Annotated in this window: 20 protein-coding genes and 1 pseudogene; 9 read left to right on the plus strand and 12 right to left on the minus strand. The window is 45.8% G+C overall.

Annotated elements, in window-relative coordinates:
- Nucleotides 1-176: 176 nt before the first annotated feature.
- The 3 genes from RIE73_RS37780 to RIE73_RS37790 all read right to left on the minus strand — a co-directional run bounded on the left by RIE73_RS37780 (nucleotide 177) and on the right by RIE73_RS37790 (nucleotide 5,882).
- A complete protein-coding gene (locus tag RIE73_RS37780) occupies nucleotides 177-1,199 on the minus strand; it encodes an ATP-binding cassette domain-containing protein (protein WP_446406064.1) in 1,023 nt (340 codons plus the stop codon).
- Between the two features lie 170 nt (nucleotides 1,200-1,369).
- Nucleotides 1,370-1,879: a diguanylate cyclase gene (locus RIE73_RS37785; RefSeq protein WP_446406065.1), complete on the minus strand. Its 510-nt coding sequence runs from the start codon at nucleotides 1,877-1,879 to the stop codon at nucleotides 1,370-1,372.
- A gap of 226 nt (nucleotides 1,880-2,105) precedes the next feature.
- Nucleotides 2,106-5,882, minus strand: coding sequence for a WD40 domain-containing protein (locus RIE73_RS37790; RefSeq protein WP_446406066.1), 3,777 nt, complete (start codon nucleotides 5,880-5,882; stop codon nucleotides 2,106-2,108).
- 275 nt (nucleotides 5,883-6,157) lie between these two features.
- Here RIE73_RS37790 and thrC point away from each other — a divergent pair, with 275 nt between their 5' ends.
- Nucleotides 6,158-7,462, plus strand: a complete 1,305-nt coding sequence (gene thrC, locus RIE73_RS37795; RefSeq protein WP_446406067.1) for a threonine synthase — start codon at nucleotides 6,158-6,160, stop codon at nucleotides 7,460-7,462.
- 230 nt (nucleotides 7,463-7,692) lie between these two features.
- A complete protein-coding gene (locus tag RIE73_RS37800; RefSeq protein ID WP_044207393.1) occupies nucleotides 7,693-7,968 on the plus strand; it encodes a MoaD/ThiS family protein in 276 nt (91 codons plus the stop codon).
- Nucleotides 7,969-7,974: 6 nt separating this feature from the next.
- Here RIE73_RS37800 and rbsK read toward each other — a convergent pair whose 3' ends face one another.
- Nucleotides 7,975-8,940, minus strand: a complete 966-nt coding sequence (rbsK, locus tag RIE73_RS37805) for a ribokinase (protein WP_446406068.1) — start codon at nucleotides 8,938-8,940, stop codon at nucleotides 7,975-7,977.
- A 131-nt stretch (nucleotides 8,941-9,071) separates the two neighbouring features.
- Entirely contained in the window at nucleotides 9,072-9,299 is a 228-nt protein-coding gene (locus RIE73_RS37810; protein ID WP_446406069.1) for a hypothetical protein, read from the minus strand.
- 287 nt (nucleotides 9,300-9,586) lie between these two features.
- Between RIE73_RS37810 and RIE73_RS37815 the strand changes: the two are divergent.
- The 4 genes and pseudogenes from RIE73_RS37815 to thyX form a co-directional block, all read left to right on the plus strand.
- A pseudogene (locus RIE73_RS37815) lies at nucleotides 9,587-9,814 on the plus strand (P-loop NTPase family protein); the annotation flags it as partial.
- A 100-nt stretch (nucleotides 9,815-9,914) separates the two neighbouring features.
- Nucleotides 9,915-10,811: a hypothetical protein gene (locus RIE73_RS37820; RefSeq protein WP_446406070.1), complete on the plus strand. Its 897-nt coding sequence runs from the start codon at nucleotides 9,915-9,917 to the stop codon at nucleotides 10,809-10,811.
- A gap of 58 nt (nucleotides 10,812-10,869) precedes the next feature.
- Nucleotides 10,870-11,451, plus strand: coding sequence for a dCTP deaminase (gene dcd, locus RIE73_RS37825; protein ID WP_446406071.1), 582 nt, complete (start codon nucleotides 10,870-10,872; stop codon nucleotides 11,449-11,451).
- 230 nt (nucleotides 11,452-11,681) lie between these two features.
- Entirely contained in the window at nucleotides 11,682-13,037 is a 1,356-nt protein-coding gene (gene thyX / locus RIE73_RS37830) for an FAD-dependent thymidylate synthase (RefSeq protein WP_446406072.1), read from the plus strand.
- Between the two features lie 368 nt (nucleotides 13,038-13,405).
- Here thyX and RIE73_RS37835 read toward each other — a convergent pair whose 3' ends face one another.
- The 3 genes from RIE73_RS37835 to RIE73_RS37845 all read right to left on the minus strand — a co-directional run bounded on the left by RIE73_RS37835 (nucleotide 13,406) and on the right by RIE73_RS37845 (nucleotide 15,952).
- Nucleotides 13,406-14,677, minus strand: coding sequence for a sensor histidine kinase (locus tag RIE73_RS37835; protein ID WP_446406073.1), 1,272 nt, complete (start codon nucleotides 14,675-14,677; stop codon nucleotides 13,406-13,408).
- Between the two features lie 219 nt (nucleotides 14,678-14,896).
- Nucleotides 14,897-15,568: a response regulator transcription factor gene (locus tag RIE73_RS37840; RefSeq protein WP_446406074.1), complete on the minus strand. Its 672-nt coding sequence runs from the start codon at nucleotides 15,566-15,568 to the stop codon at nucleotides 14,897-14,899.
- Nucleotides 15,569-15,634: 66 nt separating this feature from the next.
- Complete coding sequence (locus RIE73_RS37845; RefSeq protein ID WP_446406075.1) at nucleotides 15,635-15,952, minus strand: hypothetical protein; 318 nt, start codon at nucleotides 15,950-15,952, stop codon at nucleotides 15,635-15,637.
- Between the two features lie 220 nt (nucleotides 15,953-16,172).
- On the opposite strand from RIE73_RS37845, the gene RIE73_RS37850 reads away from it, so the two are divergent.
- Nucleotides 16,173-18,590, plus strand: coding sequence for a tetratricopeptide repeat protein (locus tag RIE73_RS37850; RefSeq protein ID WP_446406076.1), 2,418 nt, complete (start codon nucleotides 16,173-16,175; stop codon nucleotides 18,588-18,590).
- 315 nt (nucleotides 18,591-18,905) lie between these two features.
- Here RIE73_RS37850 and RIE73_RS37855 read toward each other — a convergent pair whose 3' ends face one another.
- The 3 genes from RIE73_RS37855 to RIE73_RS37865 all read right to left on the minus strand — a co-directional run bounded on the left by RIE73_RS37855 (nucleotide 18,906) and on the right by RIE73_RS37865 (nucleotide 22,318).
- On the minus strand, nucleotides 18,906-20,588 hold the full coding sequence (locus RIE73_RS37855) for a dihydrolipoyl dehydrogenase family protein (RefSeq protein WP_446406077.1): 1,683 nt from the start codon (nucleotides 20,586-20,588) through the stop codon (nucleotides 18,906-18,908).
- A 145-nt stretch (nucleotides 20,589-20,733) separates the two neighbouring features.
- Nucleotides 20,734-21,936 carry a threonine-phosphate decarboxylase CobD gene (gene cobD / locus RIE73_RS37860; RefSeq protein WP_446406078.1) on the minus strand — a complete coding sequence of 401 codons (1,203 nt, stop codon included), beginning with the start codon at nucleotides 21,934-21,936 and terminating at the stop codon, nucleotides 20,734-20,736.
- Between the two features lie 100 nt (nucleotides 21,937-22,036).
- Nucleotides 22,037-22,318, minus strand: a complete 282-nt coding sequence (locus tag RIE73_RS37865) for an HU family DNA-binding protein (protein WP_044207165.1) — start codon at nucleotides 22,316-22,318, stop codon at nucleotides 22,037-22,039.
- Between the two features lie 372 nt (nucleotides 22,319-22,690).
- On the opposite strand from RIE73_RS37865, the gene RIE73_RS37870 reads away from it, so the two are divergent.
- Both RIE73_RS37870 and RIE73_RS37875 read left to right on the plus strand, forming a co-directional pair.
- The gene (locus RIE73_RS37870; RefSeq protein ID WP_446406079.1) at nucleotides 22,691-23,272 is read left to right on the plus strand and encodes a J domain-containing protein; all 582 of its coding nucleotides are present in this window, start codon (nucleotides 22,691-22,693) and stop codon (nucleotides 23,270-23,272) included.
- Between the two features lie 51 nt (nucleotides 23,273-23,323).
- Nucleotides 23,324-23,596 (plus strand): DUF3143 domain-containing protein, encoded by a 273-nt coding sequence (locus RIE73_RS37875; RefSeq protein ID WP_446406080.1) that lies wholly within the window; start codon nucleotides 23,324-23,326, stop codon nucleotides 23,594-23,596.
- Between the two features lie 100 nt (nucleotides 23,597-23,696).
- On the opposite strand, the gene RIE73_RS37880 is transcribed toward RIE73_RS37875, so the two are convergent.
- A complete protein-coding gene (locus RIE73_RS37880; RefSeq protein ID WP_446406081.1) occupies nucleotides 23,697-24,437 on the minus strand; it encodes an isoprenyl transferase in 741 nt (246 codons plus the stop codon).
- Between the last annotated feature and the right edge of the window lie 12 nt (nucleotides 24,438-24,449).

Genomic DNA, 24,449 nt, shown 5'->3' on the forward strand with positions numbered 1-24,449 from the left:
ACCGATGGGGGTAGGGACATGAAAGGTTAGTTACACTGATTTCACTGATGGGTTAGTTCTCTATTCACAATGTTTGTCATGGCTTGTCGTTATTTGAGCAGTTGACATCGTAACACTGATTTTATCTCCCCCATCTCCCCCATCTTCCTCATCTTCCTCATCTCCCCATCATCTCATCATTCCTTCATCCGTTGCTTTTTCTCCGCCTTCGCATCTCGTGTTCCCGCCGCCGCGAGTTCAGCATCCATTAAGGTTTGACCTGTGGCGGCTAAGTAGACATCATCTAAACTGGGTCGGGATTGGGCAATGCCAAAGATGGGTAATCCAGCATCTTTTAAGGATTGCTGAATGTTGGTCAATGCGTCACTTTGGGGTTTGACGACCAAGTTCAGGGAATTTCCTTGCGCCGTATTAATAATCACTTCTTGGACAAAGGGTAACACCTCCAGCTTTTCCTTGGCATTTTGGGCTTCTTCTGGGGGAGAGAATTCCCGGATGCGGAGGGTTATGCGATCGCCTCCTACGTTATCCTTTAACTGAGAGGGCGTACCTTCGGCTATGACTACGCCTTTGTCGATAATTGCCACGCGATCGGCTAAGATATCAATTTCTTCCAAATAGTGGCTGGTAATAAATATTGTCGTACCTGCCTTTTGCAGTTGACGCAGGAACTCCCACACCACGACTCGACTCTCGATATCCAGTCCCACGGTGGGTTCATCCAGAACTAACACATCGGGTTTATGGAGTAAGCCGGAGGCTAAATCCAGACGCTTACGGATTCCGCCGGAGTAGGTTCCCGTCTTTTTATCGGCATAGTCCTGCAAGCCCAACACCTCTATCATGGTATTGACCCGCTCTTTGCCAACGCTGCTGGGTAGGTGATATAAATCCGCTTGCAGTTGCAGTAACTCGCGCCCTGTCAACACTTTGTCTAATGCCACTTCCTGGGCGACATAACCGATGCGGCGACGGACGGCTCTAGGATTGGCGATCGCAGAAATTCCCGATACCTCAATCTTACCCGCGTCGGGTTTACTTAAGGTACACAGACAGCGAATCGTCGTGGTTTTCCCCGCCCCATTCGGACCGAGTAAGCCAAAAATCTCACCGGGTTCGACGTTCAGGGAGATGTCCTTCACGGCTTCGACATCCCCGTAGTATTTTTTTAGGTTCTCGATTAAAACGGCAGCAGCCATATATCGTTCTATACCTGAGTTTACTATACAAAACTAAACAATTAGCTGTCTTTTCATTTTAAGGGGTTTGTTGGCAGTGGGGGAGGCATTGAAGGCAATGCACACTTATACTTAATTGTCAACCCGCTCTAGATATAATATTTAGGCTGATCGTGCATAAACCGTCAGATTCATACTGAACTCAGGGTAACGCGATCGCGTCCTTGTTTTTTAGACAGATAAAGGGCTTGATTTGCCGCCATAATCAAAGTATCAATATCGCTATTGGGTTCAACTAGACAGGCAACCCCAAAACTAACGGTGACAACAGAGGCAGGTAAGTTGAAACTGTTAGGCGGTTTAAATTCAATGGCGAGAGATTTGACTGTTTCTCGCATCTTTTCAGCGACTTGAAACGCTCCCATGGCATTAGTATGAGGTAAAAGAATGGCAAATTCTTCTCCCCCATAACGCGCCACAATATCTGTTGTCCGCTTAACACAGCGACGTAGGCAATCGGCAATGCGTCGTAGACACTCATCGCCCGCTGCTATGCCATAGATTTTGTTGTAGGTTTTGAAACAATCAATGTCACACAAAATTAAAGATAGAGGAGACTGTTCTATATGTAAATGATGCCACTCTTGTTCGAGTTGTTGGTCAAAATAATGGCGATTAGCCAACTTGGTCAAAGTATCCATATTGTCGAAGTGATAAAAATATCAATTTGTTGTTCTGAATAACCACACTGTATTGATAAAAAAATATCCAGCCAGTCAAGCTAAAACCTGAAAGACAAGCTATAAAAGCATTGAATTAAGTCCCTAAAACCATGGTATAGCAAAAGGGATCAGGTGTATTACGGATATGGAGTTGTTGCAGTCGTTCCACCGGAACGCCTCTACTGCAATCAATATAGCTTTGGTGTTAAGGATAGCGAACGTTGTCACAAACTTTTTTGTCCTGTTCCTTCACGTTAACATTCGTCCGCAGATAGTCCTCCACCCAATCGCAACCAAACGCCCAAACCTGATCAAGCTGAACCACTCGCTCTAAATCCCACAAAATGACCGTTTTGTCTACACTAGCAGAGGCAAGGGTGCGACCATCGGGACTAAAGGTCACATCATAGACGCGATCGCCATGGGCTTCTAGGGTGACTAAAAGCTTACCATCATTGCGCCACAGCTTAACCGTCTTATCCAAACTCGCAGACGCCAGAAGTTGTCCATCGGGACTAAATGCAATATCGTTGACGCGATCGCGATGCCCGTCTAGAGTGGCTAGTAATGTACCATCCCTTGTCCAGAGTTTAATCGTATTGTCCCAACTCGCGGAAGCAAGGTGCTGACTATCGGGACTAAAGGCTAAACCAAGAATACTATCACCATGTCCGGTTAAGGTGTTCAACAAGATGCCCTCCCTTGTCCAAAGTTTAATCGTTTTATCTTGACTTCCAGAGGCAATCAACTGACCATCTGGGCTAAAGGCTACACTGTCAACAACACCATTATGTCCAGTTAAAGTTTTCCACAATTTACCATCTCGTGTCCAAAGTTTGACGGTTTTATCGCTACTAGCAGAGGCAAGTAACTGACCATCGGGACTAAATGCTACCTCGTAAACAGCGTTGCTATGTCCCTGTAAGGTTTTCAATAAAGTCCCATTCCCCTGCCAAATTTTTATAGTTTGATCTCCACTGGCTGAGGCAATCACTAGCTCATTGGTTGGCAGGGATTCAATGATTTCGCTATTACCTTGAGTATTTTCTTTCTTGTTCAACATGCCATTTTTAGAGGAAAAATTAGCATTCCCTTGGGGAGCAACAGCAACATCAAACACGGCTTCATCATGCCCATAAAAAGATTCCAACAACTGACCATCACGTTGCCAGAGTTTTATCACACCATCCCAACTTCCAGAAACTAGAGTTTGACTATCCGGACTAAAATCAACACCCCAAACCGCATCCTGATGTCCTTGGAGAAAGGTTAACAACGTTTTTTCTGGTGTCCAAAGTTTAATGGTGCTATCCAAACTCGCAGACGCCAAGATTTGACCATCGGGGCTAAACGCCACCGCCCAGAGTCCATTTTGATGCCCTTTCAAAACACTGAGTTCGGTTCCATTGGTTTGCCACAATCTAACAGTTTGATCCCAACTCGCAGAGGCAAGGGTTTGACTATCGGAACTAAATGCTAAACCAAAAACCCCATCCGTATGTCCGGTTAATGTTCTCAGTAATAGTCCATCAGGTTGCCAGAGTTTGACGGTTCCATCTATCGAACTTGAAGCCAAAACTTGACTATTGGGACTAAATTGTACATCATTGACCCCACCCTGATGACCTTTGAGAGTTTTCAGTAAAGTCCCATTAGGCGTCCAAAGTTTGATAGTGTCATCCCAACTAGCAGAGGCAAAGTATTGACCCTCAGGACTAAAGGCTACACTGCGAACTTCTGCGCGATGCCCTTTAATAATTTTAGAAACAAAGCATTCTTGGGGATTGGGAGACCCTTCAATTCGTTCGAGGGAATGGTTTTGACCCTTTGCAACCCTCGATGGCATGATTTTAAATTTTGTGTAGGGGCGGGTTTCACGCTGATCATTTGTTGTCACCCTAATGTTACTAAACCCGCCCTCATCTTCCCTATCTCCCTCATCTACCTTGTCTGCTAAATTCATACAAGTCCGATCAATTTTCCAAAGTCTTATTGTCTGATCATCACTACCAGAGACTAACATCTGACCATTGGGACTAAAAGTGACACGATTGACTTGATTAGTATGCCCATTCAGTGTGGCAACTAATGTGCCATCACGCCGCCATAGTTTCACAGTTTTATCCTTACTTGCCGAAGCAATTAATTGATTGTCGGGGCTAAACGCTACGCTTTTGACAGTATCGCTGTGTCCTTTAATTGTCCTTAATAACGTTCCATTAGGTTGCCAAAGCTTAATCGTTTTATCTTCACCCGCTGAAGCAATCATTGAACCGTCAGGACTAAATTTTACATCATGGACTTGCTGACGATGGGCAGAGAGGCGATTATGTTCTCTGACACCATACACTGTCTTTCGTAGCACGTTTTCAACCGATTTTTTGGTCTGGGTGTCTACTCGACCTAATGCCTGTACTTTTTGTTTGGCTCGTAGGGCGGCGATTAATGCATCTAATCGTTGATCCAGAGCAAATAGTGATTCTGAAGACGTAGTAATTGCCTCAATTTCACTAATCGCTAACTTGCGGTTTTGCACCAGAATTGCCCCGGCTAATCCACTGACGATAACTAACATTGCGGCAAAGGTTGCTAATAGTAATCGTTGCTTTTTCGCCATCTGACGTTCAGCGACGAGTCGGGCTTCAACTTCCTTGATGCGTTCGGCTTCTATCTGCTGTTGTACCTCATTGCGATCGCAGGTTTGGCTGGCGGCTAAAAATTGATAATCTAAGTCACTTAAACTTTTGCCCTGAGACCATTGTTGGGCATCTTTTAAAGCCTGTCCCCGCAAGAGTCGTGATGAATCTTGAAATTTGGATGCTACCCAAGCGGCTAAGGCTTGAGAGTAAGGGCGCAGATTGGTTAATTGTTTCTCAACCCAATCTGAGTTAAAAACGGCTGGATAAATTTTATTTTTTACTTTTAATACACCCGCTTCTTTGACCACTAAACCCGATAATAATAATTCTGTTTGCTCACGACTATCATCAGTAGCGATATCAGTACCCTGTAAAATTTGTTGATAAATCCCCAGTAATCGACTCGCCCGTTGCTCGTTTCTAAACAGGCGATCGCGGACGGTACGCAGGTGTTCTGGCTCATCCTGAGACTCCCAATGCTGAATGATGCGATCGCGTACCACCGATTCTACCCAAAAGGCTTCAGTACCCGGTGGAATTTTTAGATCATCTCTCACTGTATTTTGCGCCACGTCTAGCACCAGTTGACATAGCTTTTGGGTTAAAAAAGGTTGTCCTCCTGTCCAGGCTAATATTTCTTTAATAATGGCTTCAGGTTTAGCAAATTGTTGGCTGAATCCTTGGGTTAAGGGTTGGGCTTCGTCCAGTTGAAAGCCATGCAATTCGATGGCTTTGCCAATATTAAATGGGGTGCGCTTTTTGTCGGCAATTAAATCGCTGGGTGTAGCTACACCGAAGATGGCAAAGGTGAGGCGATTGTAGTCGGGGTCTAGAGTGCGTTGATTATAACAAAAGCGAATTAAAGCAAAAAAGTCATCAATGGGAAATTTTAAGCTTAAAATGCTATCAATTTCATCGATAAAGATAATGATGTTTTTTTCGGGAGCTTGAGTTAACAGTATTTCGCCGATAAATTTATTGAATCGCTGCGGTAACGAAATATCCGCTTGCTCTTGCCACCATTTTTTTAAGTTAACGCTTTTAAATAGTTTGAGTTTGCGAGTTAAATCCAGAACCAATCCCTTATACCACTGATCAGGCGTAATCGTTTCCGAACCAATCATGGTCATATCAATCGTGGCACATTGGAATCCTTCTGCTTGCAAGCGATGGTGGGTTTGAACTAACAACGAAGATTTCCCCATTTGCCGACAGTTGAGAACATAGCAAAACTCACCCTGTTTGAGCGCTTGATACAGTTCGCGATCGGCTTGTCGTTGAACATACGTGGGAGCATCTTTGTGCAGACTCCCACCGACTTGATAAAGGGAAGTGTTTGTCATTTGTCATTGGTCAAAACACTGATTTCACGGATTTATTGGAGAGATAGGGGTAGGGAGGTGAGAGCTTATTGACACTGATTACACAGACAAGGAAAGTTCTCTCATCTTCCCCATCTGACACACCGAGCGGAGCCGAGGTGTCCCCCATCTCCCTCATCTTACCCATCTCCCCCTCGGCAGAATCAATCCCGACAAAAAAAGTCGGGTATATTTGACGGTGGTTTTGGGCTGTGATACTATCAGCGAGATGTTGACGAATAGAGAGAAACCACATCATGACCCAGGCAACTATCCCCCATATCTCCAGCACCTCTGCCACATTCAAAAACCTCACCTGTAAAGAGTGTGGTGCTGAATATGAACTCCAACCCATCCACGTTTGCGAGTTCTGCTTCGGTCCGTTGGAAGTCACATACAACTACGACGCCCTGCGCCAACACGTTAGCCGGGAGAAAATTCAGTCAGGTCCGAATTCAATTTGGCGCTATCGTTCCTTCCTACCTGTAGCTACCGATAATCCTATTGATGTGGGGACAGGGATGACACCTCTAGTCAAATCCCATCGCCTCGCCCGCCGCCTGGGTCTAAAAAATCTTTATATTAAAAATGATGCGGTAAACATGCCCACCTTGAGTTTCAAGGATCGGGTGGTCTCTGTAGCCCTAACCCGAGCTAGAGAATTAGGATTTTCAACCGTATCCTGTGCCAGTACCGGAAACTTAGCTAATTCTACCGCTGCGATCGCGGCACACGCTGGCTTAGATTGTTGTGTATTTATTCCGGCTGACTTAGAAGCGGGGAAAGTCTTAGGTACATTAATCTACAACCCCACCGTAATGGCAGTAGAAGGCAACTATGATCAGGTCAATCGCCTCTGTTGTGAGGTTGCTAATACCCATGGTTGGGGATTTGTCAATATTAATTTGCGTCCTTATTATTCAGAAGGCTCAAAAACTCTGGGCTTTGAAGTCGCCGAACAACTGGGTTGGCAGCTACCGGATCATATTGTGTCGCCCTTGGCTTCCGGTTCTCTGTTCACAAAAATTTATAAAGGCTTCCAAGAGTTCGTCAAAACTGGTTTAGTGGCGGATAAAGCGGTTCGTTTCAGTGGCGCCCAAGCCGAAGGCTGTTCTCCCATTGCCCAAGCCTTCCGGGAAGGACGGGATTTCGTCACTCCGGTAAAACCGAGTACAATTGCAAAATCGATCGCGATCGGGAATCCTGCTGATGGCATTTACGCCCTAGAGATCGCCCAGAAAACCAACGGTAATATTGAATCCGTCACCGACGCTGAAATTATCGAAGGGATGAAACTGCTGGCTGAAACTGAAGGTATCTTTACCGAAACGGCTGGCGGTACAACAATTGCCGTTCTCAAAAAATTGGTGGAAGCTGGAAAAATTAACCCGGATGAAACCACTGTTGCCTATATCACCGGGAATGGACTCAAAACCCAAGAAGCGGTACAAGGATATATTGGTGAACCCCTCACCATTGAACCCAAATTAGACAGTTTTGAGCGAGCATTAGAACGGGCGCATACCCTTGACCGTTTGGAATGGCAACAAGTCTTGGTTTAATCATGTTCCAGACGTAGCATGCTACGTCTGGAATATCATCAGGTGTCTCCATACCATGGCGTTTCTGTAGGGGCGGGTTTCACTATTATCGTTTCTGTTGCACCCAGATGTGACTAAACCCGCCCTGACCAAGTTTTGACTAAAGGAAACCTACTTTTGAGAGGTATTATGTTATCTCTCTACTTGGACACGTTTCAAACATCTATCCATTAATTGTTGATTCCTAATCTATGGCTGTAAAAGTTCTAATTCCTACCACTCTCCAGAAATTCACTGACAATAAAGCAATGATTGAATGCAGCGCTGGCAATGTCGCTGAACTTTTGGACTCCCTCGAAATTAATTGTCCTGGAATTAAAGGGCGCTTGTGTGATGATCAAGGGAAGCCGCGCCGCTTTTTAAACTTCTACGTCAATAGCGAAGATATTCGCTTTCTCGATGGTACAAATACCCAACTCAGCGATGGCGATGAAGTCAGCATTGTACCTGCTGTCGCGGGTGGTTAATTTGAACTAGAAAAAACGCGACGAATGTTTGTGTAGAGACGCGCCATGGCGCGTCTCTACATCCGTTAGAAACTGTGCCAATGTTTCGCGATTTGGTAGCGAAGGCTGCGCCCCAGCTTGAGTAACCGAAATTGCCCCCGCTGCTGCACCCCAAACAACGGCTTCCTGTATCGGTAATCCCTGTGCCAACGCCACCGCTAATGCGCCATTAAACGCATCACCCGCCGCCGTGGTATCAACAACTTGAACCGGAAATGCTGGTACAAAAAAGCTTTCGGATGGGGTGCTACAGTAAACGCCTTGATTCCCCAATGTCAGAATTACAGTCTTAACGCCTCGTTGTTGGAGAATAGGGGCGGCTTGTTTGGCTGTTTCCAGACTATCCACAGCAAAACCCACCAACTGACTCGCTTCTATCTGATTGGGAGTGATAATATCAACCAGGGTATACAGTTCAGGTGGAATATCCTGGGCAGGTGCTGGATCAAGAATCACCGGAACCCCTGCATCATGGGCAGTTCTAGCCGCTTCAATGACGGCGAGTAGGGGAATTTCTAACTGCATCAGTAGCGCGGTGGCTTCGGGTAAGAGAGGTTTGAGGCGTTCCACATCGGTTTGATTAAGTTGTTCATTTGCACCCGATGTAATCACAATCTGATTTTCGCCCGTTTCATCAACCAAAATCACAGCTACACCGGAACTTGTTGAAGTATCGCGCAAAATTTTATCGGTTTGCACACCTGCGGCTTGTAAACTTGCCAGCAATTGATGGGCAAATGCATCATCTCCCAAGCGCCCAACCAAGTGAGTCATCATTCCCAGTCGTGCGGCGGCGACAGCTTGATTCGCCCCTTTCCCCCCAGGGGCGGTAAAAAATTCAGATCCATTCACCGTTTCACCCGCGACGGGTAAACGAGGAGTTTTGGTAACTAAATCAATATTGATGCTACCGAAAACCAGGATAGAGTTCATGGTAAAACATAAGAACGCCACTTCAGAGTAGCGCGATCGCACTGTCTTTGATCACGGCTGTTGGAGGATCTCAGGTAAATGTAGGGGCGCAAGGCTTGCGCCCTTACCAAGGTATCGCATCGAACCAAAATTTACTCTGCCTCAACCAATTCCTCCTTAGACTCATATTTTCGATAGTCCTCTCGCGTGGTAATCTTCTCCGTTTCCAGTTGATAGCCAACAATCTGCAACTCAATCGGACGCACCTCTCCCAAATCCTTGGCTAAATCCTGCACCAATTGGTCATTGACGGACTTGTAGATATGGTGTTTGATTAGGGATGCCACTGAAAAAAATACGCTATATCTTGTTCGCTGCATCGATTGAATTTCTCGTTACGGTTCCTTGAGGTACTTGTGGGTTTTGTGATACAGTGACAATGTAGGTAGGAATCGGGCAAAAGGGAGGACATGTTGGATTTGAGTTAAGTTGTAAACGGCTAGAATCCCCAGCCCAAAAGGATTCGGTGGAATAGCAGCTTTGGGCGATCGCTCCAACATGGTTAAAAGCGAATTCTGCCAAAAAGCTGTCTAAAGCGACCAATAGACACTGATCGAGGAAGGCTTGAGCAGTGTCCATTAGATTCATTGCTCTTTAATAGTTGACTATGGTTTCCCAGTTAGAAACTCCTACCCTTAATTCAACCCATCCCTTGACCTACACGCTAGAAGGGTTGGTACAAGTCTTTACCAGTCCCCAGCGCAGCTTTTTTACCAATGTGATTGCCCAAGGCTTGAGAATAGCAGGACAGGGGACACCAGTGTTGGTGGTTCAGTTTCTCAAAGGGGGTATTGGTCAAGGACACCAGCATCCGATTCGGTTAGGACAGTATTTAGTCATCAGCCTTAGTAGGGGCTTGGTAACCAAGCCCCTACTTCGGGTTCTCCCGGAAGACTGTACAATGTTTACCGTGTTTTGTCGCAAGGTACAGTGACATGGCAGGGGCAGCGAGAGCGGTTCGTTTCCAGCTTGGAAACATTGAGGTTTCTGGTTATCAGCTAACCTCTGATCAGGATCAGCGTCTATTGTTCACCCACAGGCAAATCGCCGAAGTCGTGGGTAAAAGCAAGGGGACAGCGCAAAAGTTTTGTAAATCAAACGAAAACAACTTGCCAGAAACGGTTAGGACAGTGGTTCCGGACAAACCCAGACCGATCGCGTTATCATCCTGGGATGCAGCCGTAGCATTTTGGCAATATCAAGCGGATGCGGGGAATGAGACGGCAAAGGCTTTGGTGGAAGCGGCAAATTCCACATCCTTAGAGACTCTCCAAATTAAAACAGCCAGTGATATCGAGTCAGTTGAGACTCCCTATCCCAAAGACATCGAAGGTGCGATCGCACAATTACCCCAAACCGATGAATTTCCCCTCGATAATGACCTCCAGCAATTGGATCAGGGGTTACGGTTAATCGCCAAGTGGTTAGAAGAAGCGGGATTGGATCAACGGGCGATCGCGTCGTGGAAATTGAATGTACTCACCCAGCGTTTTCCGGCTTTAGCCAGTGCAGCCAACGAAGCACAGCAGCTTTTAGTCACTCATTCGGTTGAGGAACCATCTGGGATGATCGCCTCCCAAGTGGCTGAGAAGGTGTCAGAGCAATTAGGACGGAAAGTGAAAGCGGCTCAAGTCAACGCCGCACTCCATGAATTAGGCATTCAGGAATGGACAAAACCTGGTTCCAGAGAGCGACGACTCACTGAGAAAGGAAAAGCATACGGGCGAGCCATGCTCGCCACCTCTAAAACCAATGCCTGGAGTGGAGCGCAACTGCGATGGTTTGATAATGTTGTACCGTTGTTATGTGAATATTTGGCAACTTCCAAATAAAATCAGTCAATTGGCGGCTATTTAGGTTATCCTATTAAACTGGCTATAATGACTTGCGATGATTAAAAACGATACCTGGATAACTCAAATGGCTGACAAGGGTATGATTATACCTTTTGAGCCAAAGTTAGTTCGCCGTGTTGACGCGCTACATGTTATCTCCTATGGTTTGAGCAGCTTTGGCTACGACATCCGGCTTTCACCCGTGGAGTTTCGTATTTTTCGGCATATTCCGGGTACAGTCGTTGATCCAAAGAACTTTAATCCGGAAAACTTAGAACCGACTCAATTACATCATGATCAACAGGGAGACTATTTTATTCTTCCTGGACATAGTTATGGTCTTGGCGTAGCATTGGAACGCATTGAAGTGCCAGAAAATGTCACCGTGTTGTGTATTGGGAAAAGTACCTATGCCAGAGCCGGTATCATTGCCAATCTAACTCCAGCAGAAGCAGGTTGGCGGGGTCATTTAACCTTGGAAGTTAGCAATAGTTCTCCCGCTGATTGTCGGATTTATGCCAATGAGGGGATCGTCCAATTGCTCTTTTTTGAATCCGAGCTATGTTCGGTGACTTATGAGCAACGTAAAGGGAAATATCAAGATCAGCCGGAAAAGGTGGTTTTTTCCAAAGTTTGATCATTAGTTTGACCAGTGTGAGTCGGTATAATCACGATATAACCTCGCATATCTTGACAGAATACATCTAATTAATATAGATAACGCTTATGTCCAAAAAATGTAGGGGCGCAAGGCTTGCGCCCAATTTAACGGCAAAATCCATTCCGTTATTTTAAATGTGTAATGCTTTTGAATTTTGATGTATTTAAATTTGGTAAGATTTGGATTGATATTGAGGGAATAGCAAAGTGGAACGATTCTGTATCGATGTAATTAATGCTACCCCCAATCCGCAACAAGTGGTTTGGGCGGCAATGCATCAAGATTATTCAGAAGATTATGTTTGGGATAGCCGCGATCGCTGGCCCCCCGAGCAACGGTCAGGCGAACTGATTGTTAAGCATTTGTTGGCGGGTGATCGCGGACATTATGGATGCTTAGAACATCCCCAAATTACGTTTAATGTTGGTTATTTTCCTCACTCAATGATGCAGCAAGTTCGCACTCATAGAGTTGGCGTGAGCTTTGATGTTCAATGTTTGGCGGCTAATACTGAGGTAACATTTGTTAACGATAAGGGGGAAACATCCAAAGAAGTCAGAACAACGATTGGAGAGTTGTACGAACTGTGGACGAACGGTGAAAAAACTATCCCTCAAACATCTATCTCAGAAATTAAGAGAGAACCGGATGAAGACTATAAACGTAAAGGCAAAAGCCGCATCCGCAAAATGAATTTGCGCGTTCTCAATGAAGACAATGGATTATTTGAAACGGGGACTATTAAAGATGTAATATATAGTGGAATTCAGCCGATTTACCGAGTCACTTTAGCCGATGGTAAAACCCTTGATTGCACGGTAAATCATCGCTTGTTTACAGCAGCAGGTTGGCAGACAATGGGTGATGCCGTTGGCTTAGTCACAGCGGCGGATGGCTGTGTTATCAAACTAACAAAGTCTTGCTCTGTGATGTGTAATGGTATAGCCGTGGCTAGTAACAGAGAACCATTACAGTGGCAATCTCAGTTACAGTCTACTGGTACTAAAATTCAGGCGCATCCTGTAAAAGTTATTAATGTTGAGTATCTGGGTGAGCATAAGACCTATGACTTAGAGGTAGACGGTCAATGGCATAACTTTGTCGCTAATGGAATGGTGGTTCATAATTCCTTTCGCTATACTGGACAGAGAATTATTAATGTTGCTCAAGGAAAACAAGACATAGAAGAGGTATTTTACCTGCGCCCTGTGGGAAACTATACAAACCGTCAGGGAAAGCGTTATTTCTATTCTGAAGCCCAACGGAATGAAGATCTCAAGTGGTGTTTAGCAGCTTGTCAACGGTATCAGCAACGAATTGAAGAAGGCTTATCTGAAGAACATGCTAGAGGCTTGATTCCCTTCGACGCCAGACAGAATTTTGTCCTCAGTTGTAATATGCGATCGCTGATGCATCTTTTAGACTTACGATGGAAAAAAGATGCTCAACTAGAGGCGCAGAAGTTCTGTGAGCTTCTCTATGTACATTTTGAACAATGGTCTCCGGCTGTCGCTCAGTGGTATAAAGAAAACCGTGCCAAAAAAGCTAAATTATCGCCCTAGTACAATAAGGTAGATAGCAGAATTTATAGTAAGCTATTCGGCATTTAAAACTTAATATCAATAAGGGCGAAATTCTTATAGTGCGAGCATCTTGCTTGCTACTAATACCCAATTTAAATGCATGACAGCTTATCTGCTTTTTATTTTATTCTTTGGTTAGGGCGGGTTTAGTCACATCAGGGCGGAAAAAAAATGATAATAGTGAAACCCGCCCCTACATTCGGAAAAACTCTGGATAAGATTGTCAGTTATACTAAATCCGGGTTTCCCACCTCCGCTATAATTTAGTCCGCGTAGGCGGACTTTGTTTGTATAGCAGCGATTTTAATCGCCGTGGCAAAAAGGAGGTAACAAAGGCGGATTTAGTATTAAACGGCGGGTAAACGCACCTGAAAACAGCTTCCTACTCCAATTTCACTCGTCACCGTGATTTTCCCACCATGACGCTGGGCGATCGCAGCCGCAATAGCTAAACCCAACCCTGTCCCCCCCTCGCGCCGAGAACGGGCTTTGTCCGCCCGCCAGAAGCGATCAAACACAAAGGGTAACTGTTCTCGCTCAATCCCAATTCCGGTATCTTTTATACTCACAATAGCAAAGCGATTCGTTTTCGCCAAAATCAGGTCTACTGTCCCTTTCGTCGGCGTGTATTGAATCGCATTTTCCAGCAAGTTACAAAATAAACGACTCAGTTGTGATTCATTCCCAAGCACAGAAACCGTTGCTAACCATTGAGACTGGAGTGTCACCTCTTTCTCTTGGGCAAACGGTTCTAATAACTCCAGCAAATTCTGTAAAATCTGATTCAGAGAGATTATACTTTTGTCACGGCTAGGCGTTGACACTTTACTATCATTTCGCGCTAAAAAAAGTAAGTCTTCTGATAAGTGACTCATCTGATCCGTCGCACTGGCGATCGCCGCTAACTTTTTCGCATCCTTGGGATGAATTCGTTCCGGATGATTTCGCATCACATCAACCGAGGCTTTAATCGCCATTAAAGGACTGCGTAACTCATGAGACGCATCGGCGGTAAACTGTTTAAGTTGCTGAAAACTTTGCTCAATTGGCTCCACAGCTTTCTGGGTCAACCACAATCCGCCCAAACCCACTAAACCTAACCCCATCACACCGCCCATTCCCAATCCCCACAGCAGTTGGCGTTGGACGATTTGAATATCCTCCATCGATTGCGAGGCGCGAATATACCCTTCTAGAGAAGGCTGATTGGGGGTTGAGCCATCTTTAAACACCGAAATGGTGTAGGTGCGAACCTGTCTGGGCTTTTGCTTCTCCTCTTGGGTTTGAGAACCGACTCGGAGTCGAGATTCTAACTCTAAAGCACCTCGACTTGCCAACAGTTGACCCTTGGCATCAAACCATTCTAAGCTTTGCTGATCCCGATTAAAAATATCGCGCCAGGGAACCGCATCCACTTGATTGAGATATTGAGGTCCCTTCATTTTCACAGGCGTAAACGAGGCGGCGGCGGCTTGAGCCAGAGTTAATAGTTTTTTATCCAGTTGGTAATAAAGATTGCGGCTAACAAAGACATAAACTCCCGTGCCAAAAAGACTTAAAATTGCTGCCATTACCGTTAGGTAAGACAACAATAGACGCCAGCGTAAACCTTGAAACATTCTAAGAACTGTATAGACATAGCATCCTACGTCTGAGTTTTGACTGTGTAGGGGCGGGTTTATGTGCTTTCGTTTCACTATGGATGATAACATTTATTCAAAACCCGCCCTGACCGATTGTAGGGGCGGGTTGTACCGATAACGTTGAGGAGAAAACCTCTAACTGAACTCAACCCGCCCTGTATGATGTTTGAATTATAAATCTTTCCCAATTCCCAATCACTGTTTCAAACGATAACCCAAACCATAAACCGTTTCAATCAAATCACTGGGAGCGCCGCCAGCTTCCAGTTTCTGTCGTAAACTGCGGATATGGGCTTTAACCGTCGCTTCTTCCGGGAGTCGCTCAAAGGGCCAAAGATGTTCTAAAATTTGAGCGCGGCTAAACACACGGCGACCATGACGTAAAAAAAATTCTAACAACGAATATTCTTTAGGTGAAAGCGATAGAAGGTTATCCTCATAAAACACTTCACAGGTACTTGGATCTAATCGTAGCTTACCCCACTCCAATACCGGGGGGGCGGTGGAAACACCCCGACGTAGTAAGGCGCGAATGCGAGCAGATAACTCTTCTAAGTCAAAGGGTTTAACCAAATAGTCATCAGCTCCGGCATCCAATCCCACCACCTTATCCGTAATTGTATCCTTAGCCGTTAGCATCAGAATCGGAGTGCTACAGCCTTGGGAGCGTAGTCGCCGACAAAGTGTAATCCCATCGATTTTAGGTAACATAATGTCGAGCAAAATTAAGTCATAGGAGACAGAATCAGCGAGATTTAACCCTTCCTCTCCATCGTGCGCCACATCGATCGCATAATGTTGATCGGTGAGATCTTCTTCTAGAGCATCGGTAATCCGCTCATCGTCTTCCACGAGTAAAAGTCTCATCGCTGACACCTGTTTCTATGACCTGTTACTCCCAAGGTAAGCTGTTCACACCCTGATCATTTAGGGTTATGGCGTAGTCTCAGCTTCTTCTTCGACTTCTTCTTCAACTTCTTCTTCAACTTCTCCTTCAATTTCTTCCTCAGCTTCTTCTCCAGGCATTGCCTCGGTTTCTACCTCTTCTTCTCCAGGCATTGCCTCGGTTTCTATCTCTTCTTCTTCTCCAGGTATTGCCTCGGTTTCTACCTCTTCTTCCCCAGGCATAGTCTCAGTCTCCCCGGCGGGAGCTGACTCGTCTATAGTCTCTGTCGGCGTCTCAGTTTGACAAGCACCCAACAATGATGCCAAACCCAATAGCAGTGAAAAAACGACAATCTTCAGCTTCATAACATTTCCTCTTCAGATTTTCCGAATTGTCCAACCGTCTTACCGGAGTAATCGGGTTGTTTATCTAGTTCTGGGCGTTAATCGCCCTTACACCCTCAAACAGCCCTTTATTTTCGGGTTCATCTGCCAAGTTAAACTCAAAAAGTAAAAAACTCGATAAAATCGCAAAATAGTTTCTGCCTTACCCTCAAACCTATCGCCACTCCAGTAGGCATTCTGTATGAGTCCGATCTCCGATACCCTGATTACCGCCTTCGAGTCATACCAGACGGGTGACTTCCATCGATCTGAATGGCTTTGTCGCCAAATTCTGCAAGAGCAACCGGATTCCACGGAAGCGCTGCATATCCTAGGTACAATTGCTCACCAACGGGGGCGACTTGATGAAGCGATCGCCTATTATCGACAATTGATTGCTCTCATCCCCGACTATGCCGAAATTTACTACAGCCTAGCGGCGGCGCTACACGCTTCTGGGAAGTTAACTCAAGCCATTCCCTACTACCAAAGAGCGATCGCGCTTCAGCCCAATCACAGTTCAACCTATTACGACTTAGGCAATGCCTTCAAACAGCAGGGTAATCTAGCGGCGGCGATTGAACAGTATCAAAAGGCACTGGAACTCAATCCCAATGATCCAGAGGTACACTGTAACTTAGCCAATGCTCTGTTAGAACAGGGAGATAGTGAACGTGCGATCGCCCATTACCAACAGTCCCTTGCCAACAAACCCAATAATCCTGGCGTGTACTATAACCTGGGCAATGCCTTAATTCAGTACAAGCAACTCAACGCCGCTATACAATCCTTTCGTTGGGCAGTTACCCTAGCGCCCAACTATGGGGAAGCTTATCTCAAACTCGCCGAATCCCTGCACCTCTTGGGTCAACTTAAAGAAGCGATTTTCTATTACCAGCAGGCAATTTTCTTCCACGTTAACACCCCAGAAGCCCACTATAACTTAGCCAATGCCTTCCTCGAACACGCTCAATTCAAGGACGCCCTCAGCCATTATCAAAAAACCTTAACCCTAGATCCGCAATTTCTCAAGGCTTATGTGGGCATCGGTTGCACATTATTACCCCAGAATCAGTTCGAGTCAGCCACACATTATTTACGACAAGCCTTGCGTCTGAATGCCAATCATCCCGAAGCCAACCACAACCTGGGACTTGCCTTAGCCCGTCAAAACCAAGTCGATGAAGCAATTCCCTACTTCCAAAAAGCCTTTCAATTTAAACCAGACTTAATGGAAGCGCAATGGCAGAGTCAACTCGTCTTACCTATTCTCTACGACAATCAGAAACAGATTGCCCTCTGGCGTCAACACTTTTGCCAGGGACTCAATTCCTTGCAGCAACAACTCGCCTCCTATACCCCTGTTCAGAGAAAACAGACCGTAAAAGCATTAGCCAAACATGCCTTTAGTTTCTACCTAGGGTATCAGGGATTAAATGACCGAGGCGTACAACGGAAATATGGAACCTTAGTTGATCAAGTAATGGCTTCCCATTATCCCCAATGGACAACACCTCTATCCTTACCCCCACTTCGTCCCACCGATAAGATCCGGGTTGGTTATATTTCGGCTTATTTTCGCGGACATACCGTGGGTAAATTAACCTTAGGCTGGATCAAACATAGCGACAAAGAAAACTTTGAAATTTATACCTACCACATCGGTCATAAAACCGACGTGATGACAGAAAAATTCAAAACCTATAGTGATAAATTTTATCACCATTATGGCGACTTAGATGCCGTCTGCCAACAAATCCGCGCTGATCAACCCCATATCCTGGTATTTACCGATATCAGCATGGATGGCTTAACCAGTCTCATCGCTGGCTTAAGGCTAGCCCCAGTGCAATGCGTAACCTGGGGGCATCCAGTAACGTCAGGTTTACCCACCATTGATTACTTTTTATCCAGTGAATTAATGGAACCAGAAAAGGCTCAACATCACTATAGCGAACAACTGATTCGGCTGCCCAATATCGGTATTTATTACGAAAAGCCATCAATACCAACCCCAACCAAAACCCGATCTGACTTTCAGCTTCGAGAAGATGCCATTATTTATCTATCGTGCCAATCCTTATTTAAATATCTGCCCCAGTTTGACTTTATTTTCGCCCACATTGCACAACGAGTTCCCCACGCCCAATTTGTCTTTATTGCCTCTCCCAGTTCCCGGATTACTGCCCAATTCCAAGCCCGTCTGCAACGAGCATTTGCTCAGGTTGGTCTCAATCATGAAGATTACTGTAGAATTTTGCCCAAACAGAACTGGGTGAGTTATATCAATCTTAATTTAGTCTCCCATATTTTTCTAGATACCTTGAGTTGGTCGGGGGGAAATACCACCTTAGAAGCAATTGCTTGCGGTTTACCTGTGGTAACCTGTCCGGGTGAATTTATGCGTGGTCGTCATGCCTCTGGTATATTAAAAATGATGGGAATTACGGAAACAATTGCCGATAATGAAGCTGATTATATTGAGATCGCCGTGGGACTAGGTTTAGACAGCGACTGGCGACAGGATATTGTAAATAAGATTTATCAAAACCATCATCGACTTTATAATGACCGCACAGGTTTAACCGCTTTAGAATCGTTCTACAAAAAAGTTGTATAAGCATCATTTGGTAGAGACGCGCCATGGCGCGTCTCTACAATAGTTCGTTTGTCCTAATCGATGTGTCTACTGCTATAGTTCTTATACCAAATCCGGGTTAGCTACCCCCATTATAATCTAGTCCGCGTAGGCGGACTTTGTTTGTGTAGCAGCGATTTCAATCGCCACCTCGAAAGGGGGTAATAAAGGCGGATTTGGTATCAATGGCGAAAAGATGATTCAATTTTGAAAGAGATTATTAAGTTCTCTGTGTAATCAGTGTCCCCACTATTCAGTGTTCTCGAAACTGTCATCCCCTCTGTGTAATCTGTGTTTTTACCATTTCCGCCGCCAGTTAAAAAAGCATTCCAGCAGATTTTGTACCATCTGATTCCGATCTAACCGTTGATGTTGCCATTCCTGTGCTGTTTTATAAAGAATCTCTGACAATGTAGGCGAAGCTGGCGGCATTTTAGCCAGTGACCCCAGCTTAATTTTATGGCGAATCATCAGCGCGATCGCACCAATCAATTCATCGGCATTTGCACCCACAATTAATCCGCCTAAAATCATCCCATTCCGACGCACTACCAGCTTACAAAACCCAGTTGTTTCCCCTAAAATTTGTGCCTTATCCAAGGTTTTGAAATACTGTCGCACCACCCAAACCTCTTTCCGATAACGGCGTCTGGCTTGCGCTTCGGTTAAGCCCACCCGTGCTAAAATTGGATCAGTCAATATTGCCCACGGAATCCCCTGATAATCTACTGTCCATAAGGGAAAAAATAAACCATTTTTTATCGCAATACTGGCTTCATATTCAGCAATATGATCAAATTGATAACCGCCAATCACATCACCACAAGCATAGATGTGGGGATTCGTGGTTTGCAATTTTGGGTTGAGTTTCAACCCCTTTTGGGAAAACTTAACCCCAACTCCTGCTAAATTTAACGATTCAATATTAGGGGTTTGACCCGTCGCCAACAAAATTTCATCGGTTTCAATTGCCCGATTTCCCGCCTGCACCCATTTTTTCCCTTCAATCCACCTGACCTGAGTCACCGGACTTTGAGTCAAAACCCGAATTCCTTCGGCTTCTAATTGGGCTTGCACCAGACGCGACGCCTCTGAGTCTTCTTGGGGAAAAATCTCAGCTTCACTTACCGCCAATGTCACCTGACAATCTAGCCGTGCTAATGTTTGCGCTAGTTCGACAGCATTGGGAGTGCTACCAACAATTAGCCACTTTTTCTGTAACTGAAATGGATGGGTTTGTTCTGGGTTCTCCGGTTTTCCTTGAGGGGTAGGTTTCGTTACCTTATCGGTTGCTTGAGGAACGGTATCAGTCCAATCCGCCTCGATAACTTTGCCTTTCAATCTACCCTGATAGGTTGCTATATGCTGCCAGACATCTCTTGGGGTACAATAACTCATTTTATCTAACCCATCAATATTAGGAATGTCTGGACAAGAACCCGTTGCAATCAAATAGGCTCTGGCTCGTAAACGGCGGTTATTGACAACAAAACCCAAGTGAGGTAGACGGCAAAATTCTCCATTGCCAGAAATTACATCTACACCGAAGGATGCCAAAATTGCTGGAGACGTGGCTTCAGAACAGGTAGAAACCACCATGTCTGCCCATTCCATTGCTTCAGTAAGTTGTACAGTAGGAAGATAGGGGGTTGACTCCAAGACGTGCCATGGCGCGTCTCTACCTTTTTCCCCAGCGTCTTCTGATTTTTTGAGTAACTGCTTTTTTAATTCAGGAGTATCAAAAATTGAGGGAGTTATAGCTGGATAAATTCCAAAATTAGGTGCATCCCGTACTTGCTGAAGAACCCGACCCACCTGTATCAATGCCTGATTGTAAAGCGCTTTTCGACCTAACCAGTTGATCGGGAGGTTTTCCGGCTCAATCAGGGCAACACGAGCCTTCAATTGAGTCGCAACCAGGGCAGCATAAGCGCCAGCCTTGCTATTACCAATTACAATAAGGTCATAGTCATTCGTCATTTGTCATTTAATAGGGAATAGGGAATGGGGAATGGGCAATGGGCAATGGGCAATGGGCAATGGGCAATAGGCAATGGGCAATGGGGAATAGGCAATGGGCAATAGGCAATGGGGAATAGGGAATAGGGAATAGGGAATAGGGAATTCATAATTTATAATTTATAACGGATTGTAGAGCCTCTAATAAACGTTGGTTATCGGCTTGGGTGCGAATCGCGACTCGAAAATAACCATCGCCTAATTCCGGAAAGCTCAAACAATCCCGAATTAAAATACGGTGGTGCTTGAGTAGGTGTTCCTGAAGTTGGGAACAGGAGTAGTCTGACTTGACCAGCAAAAAGTTAGCCGCGCTGGGATAGGGATGTAACCCTGGTAACGATGATAACCCTTGAAACAGGTGCGATCGCGCGGTGGGTAGCCAGTCCCAAGTTTGGTGTTGAAAGTCTTGATCCTGCACCACAGCGATAGCCGCCGCGACAGCCAAGACGTTGACAGACCAGGGGTCACGCCACTGTTGCCAGCGTTTTAGGCGTTCAGGATGGGCGATACCGTAACCGAGGCGGAGTCCAGGGAGGCTGTAGAATTTGGTGAGCGATCGCAAAATGACCAGATTTGGATAATCCTGCACCAAAGGAATCAGGCTGTGCTGCTGATCCGGTGGCAAAAAGTCCATAAAGGCTTCATCCACAACCACTAGGGCAAATTGCTGCAAATAAGGCAGCAGGCTAGCTTTGTCAAATAATTGACCCGTGGGATTATGGGGATTATTCAGCAGCAAACCCTGATTTTTGCCAGGAACCAGCGGCAATGTCGGGGCGGGTTGAGGAATTTTCTTTGGGCTATTGATGATCACGGTTGGACAACACCCGCCCTGAGTGGGTGTTGAGAGAACTCCCTCATCTACCCATTTCCCAGACGCGCCATGGCACGTTTCTACATTGTTCCCCGTCTCCCCATCTGCCCCAAATAAAAGACATTCCCTGATTCTGGCATTAAACGCCCTCAGCGCCCGTTGGTAGTCGCTAAAGGCTGGAGTTAGGATAATCGTTTCTTCTCGTTCTGAGAGTTCCCTGGCTGCCCAGGTTAATAACTCAGCCGAGCCATTTCCCGGTAGAATCCAGTCAGGGTTCACCGGGGGATGGAGTTGACTCAGAGCCACCCGTAACGGGTAGTAATCCGGTGCAGGGTAGGCAACTAAGTTATCCAGATGGGACGCAATCGCCGCGATCGCCGATTTTGGCGGTCCCAAAGGATTGATACTCGCCGAAAAATCCAGAATCAGGGAAGGGGAACAACCTGCCCGCGCCGCTGCCCAGGCTAGATTTCCCCCGTGAATGGGTCGTTTCAAGGATCGGTTCTCCTTAAAATCAGCCGTTGGTAGAGACGTAGCATACTAACTACGTCTCTCCCTTGTCTCTTATCTTCACCAACAGGTTTTGACGACACCCTTACTTGGGAGGGGCAACTTGTTCCTTAAACAACTTCCCCGCCGAAAACGCCGGAACCTTCGTCGCTGGGATTTCCATCTTATCGCCAGTTTTGGGGTTGCGTCCCTCACGGGCTTTACGTTCCCGCGATTCAAAGGAACCGAAGCCCACTAAGGTGACTTTATCGCCCTCAGAGACAGCTTCCATAATCGACTCCAATGCCGCCGTTAACACCGCATCCGCTTGTTTTTTGGTCACAGCAGCTTTTTCCGCCACTTTATCCACTAATTCGCCCTTGTTCATCATAAATCTCCTTATTTCTGCGTGAATCGTAGGTCAACGCTTACTCTAACCTATTGGTTTAGAGTTCAGTATTTGACCCCAAGAACCGGAGGCATCAGGGAAAAATGCCTGAAACACCCACCGGCTCGAAGTTTCACTGCATTATTCTAATGGCTGATTGCCAGATATGGAACGTGGAAACCTTTAAATTATGTAGATTTCGGGATTTTTAAGTATAAATACTCATCATACTGTTTCATAAACGTCCATTAGATCCCAGACAGCTAACCGTTAGTCTACCGGATGGCATTGCCAATCCTAATCTCTGCCATCGGCTCACCAACTGAGAGCGATCACGTAAAATGTTAAAAACCGCTTTTTAGACCAGCTAGGATGGCTCAAGACTGGGTAAAACAGAAGACTAGGACGAGCAAACAGCTACAACCCATAACCTATTATGGGATTCTGGGGGTACATCCCAGTGCATCTGTTCTCGATATCCGTCGTGCCTATCGGGAACTGAGTAAACGCTACCATCCCGATACCACGGACTTGCCAAAGGAAACCGCTAAGACGAAGTTCCAACAGCTTAATGAAGCGTATGCGACTCTGAGTAATCCGGAACGGCGCATCCTGTATGATCAAACTATTCGCTATTCTCGCGTCAGTGTTATTCAACCTCCACCTGGATTGAACCATCCTGTCGGGCGATCGCGAATTGAGCATTCATCCTCGGCTTACCTTGACCCCACGGATCGTCCGCTCTCCGCTGGCGAGTTATTTGCCCTATTTATTTTGGGGATAACCTTCGTGGGATGCTTACTCCTGGCAATTGTGATTGGCTTAACCCGAGGAGACAATGCTTTGCAAGTTTCTGGGGCATCTCTATCCCGTCGAGTCACCACTCCACCGATAACTCAACTACAGCCAATCCCACGATATCGACCTCCGAACCCCTTTTTTCCCTCCATCTAATCCACCGTTACCCCCTGTTTCTGTTTCATCCCTCAACCTGTAAAAATGTCTATGGTACTGCCTTCATCTGATACTCCCCTCTATAACCATCCTCTTCCAGAAATCGAAAATTGGCTCCGTTCTCAAGGATGTCAGCAAGATAGCAATGAACTCAATTGCTGGCGTGTAGAACGACCAAATTGGCAAGCCGAACTTTGCCTGGACGTTGAGGAATTAGCCGTGCGCTACATTAATGCCGCAGAAGGACAACGTGACATTATGCGTTCTTTCAAGTATTCCCTCAGTCGCGAAGATGTAGAAGCAGCGGTTTTCTCTGGCCCTTAAACAAGGCTACAGGCTACAGGCTACAGAAAATAGGCAAAAACCGCTAAGGGACAAAGGGGTTTAAAAGGCGGATTGGCTTATAAAACTCAACACTTAAATCTCAAACCTTCCCAAATCGCCGTTCCCGTTTCTGATAAGCAATCAAAGCTTGATGAAATGCCTCTCGATCAAAATCGGGCCAAAAAGCGTCGGTAATATAAAATTCCGCATAAGCCATTTGCCAGAGGAGAAAATTGGACAACCGCATCTCTCCACTGGTGCGAATCAGCAAATCCGGATCACCAATATTGGCAGTATACAAATGGCGAGAAAACAGCGTTTCGTCAATTTCCTCCGGTTGAATCTCACCCTGCTGAACTTGAGTCGCAATTGCCCGACAAGCCTGCAAAATCTCTTCCCGTCCCCCGTAATTGGTGGCAACAGTAAATTGAATCCCGGTATTCTTTTGCGTTTGAGTCATCGCCCGTTCAATTTGGTTTTGTAGGGATGGCGGTAATGCCGTTAAATTCCCCACAAACTGAATGCGAACATTCTCCTCCATCATCTCTTGGAGTTCTCGCATTAATACCCGCTCAAACAGCGTCATCAAAAACTCCACTTCTTCGATAGGACGCCCCCAGTTTTCCGTCGAAAAAGCATAAGCGGTCAGGGCTTGGATACCCCAATCATCACAACAGCGCAATAACCGTTTTAATGTATCTACGCCTCGGCGATGACCCATAATCCGAGGAATGCCTCGACGTTTTGCCCAACGACCATTACCATCCATAATCACCGCCACATGTTTGGGTAGACGTTCCTGGTCGAGATCGCTTGGTAATTCTTTTAGTATCGTTTGCATAATAGTTGGATA

The sequence above is a fragment of the Coleofasciculus sp. C1-SOL-03 genome (genome assembly GCF_040220555.1).
In the GTDB taxonomy this organism is placed as follows: Bacteria; Cyanobacteriota; Cyanobacteriia; order Cyanobacteriales; family Coleofasciculaceae; genus Coleofasciculus.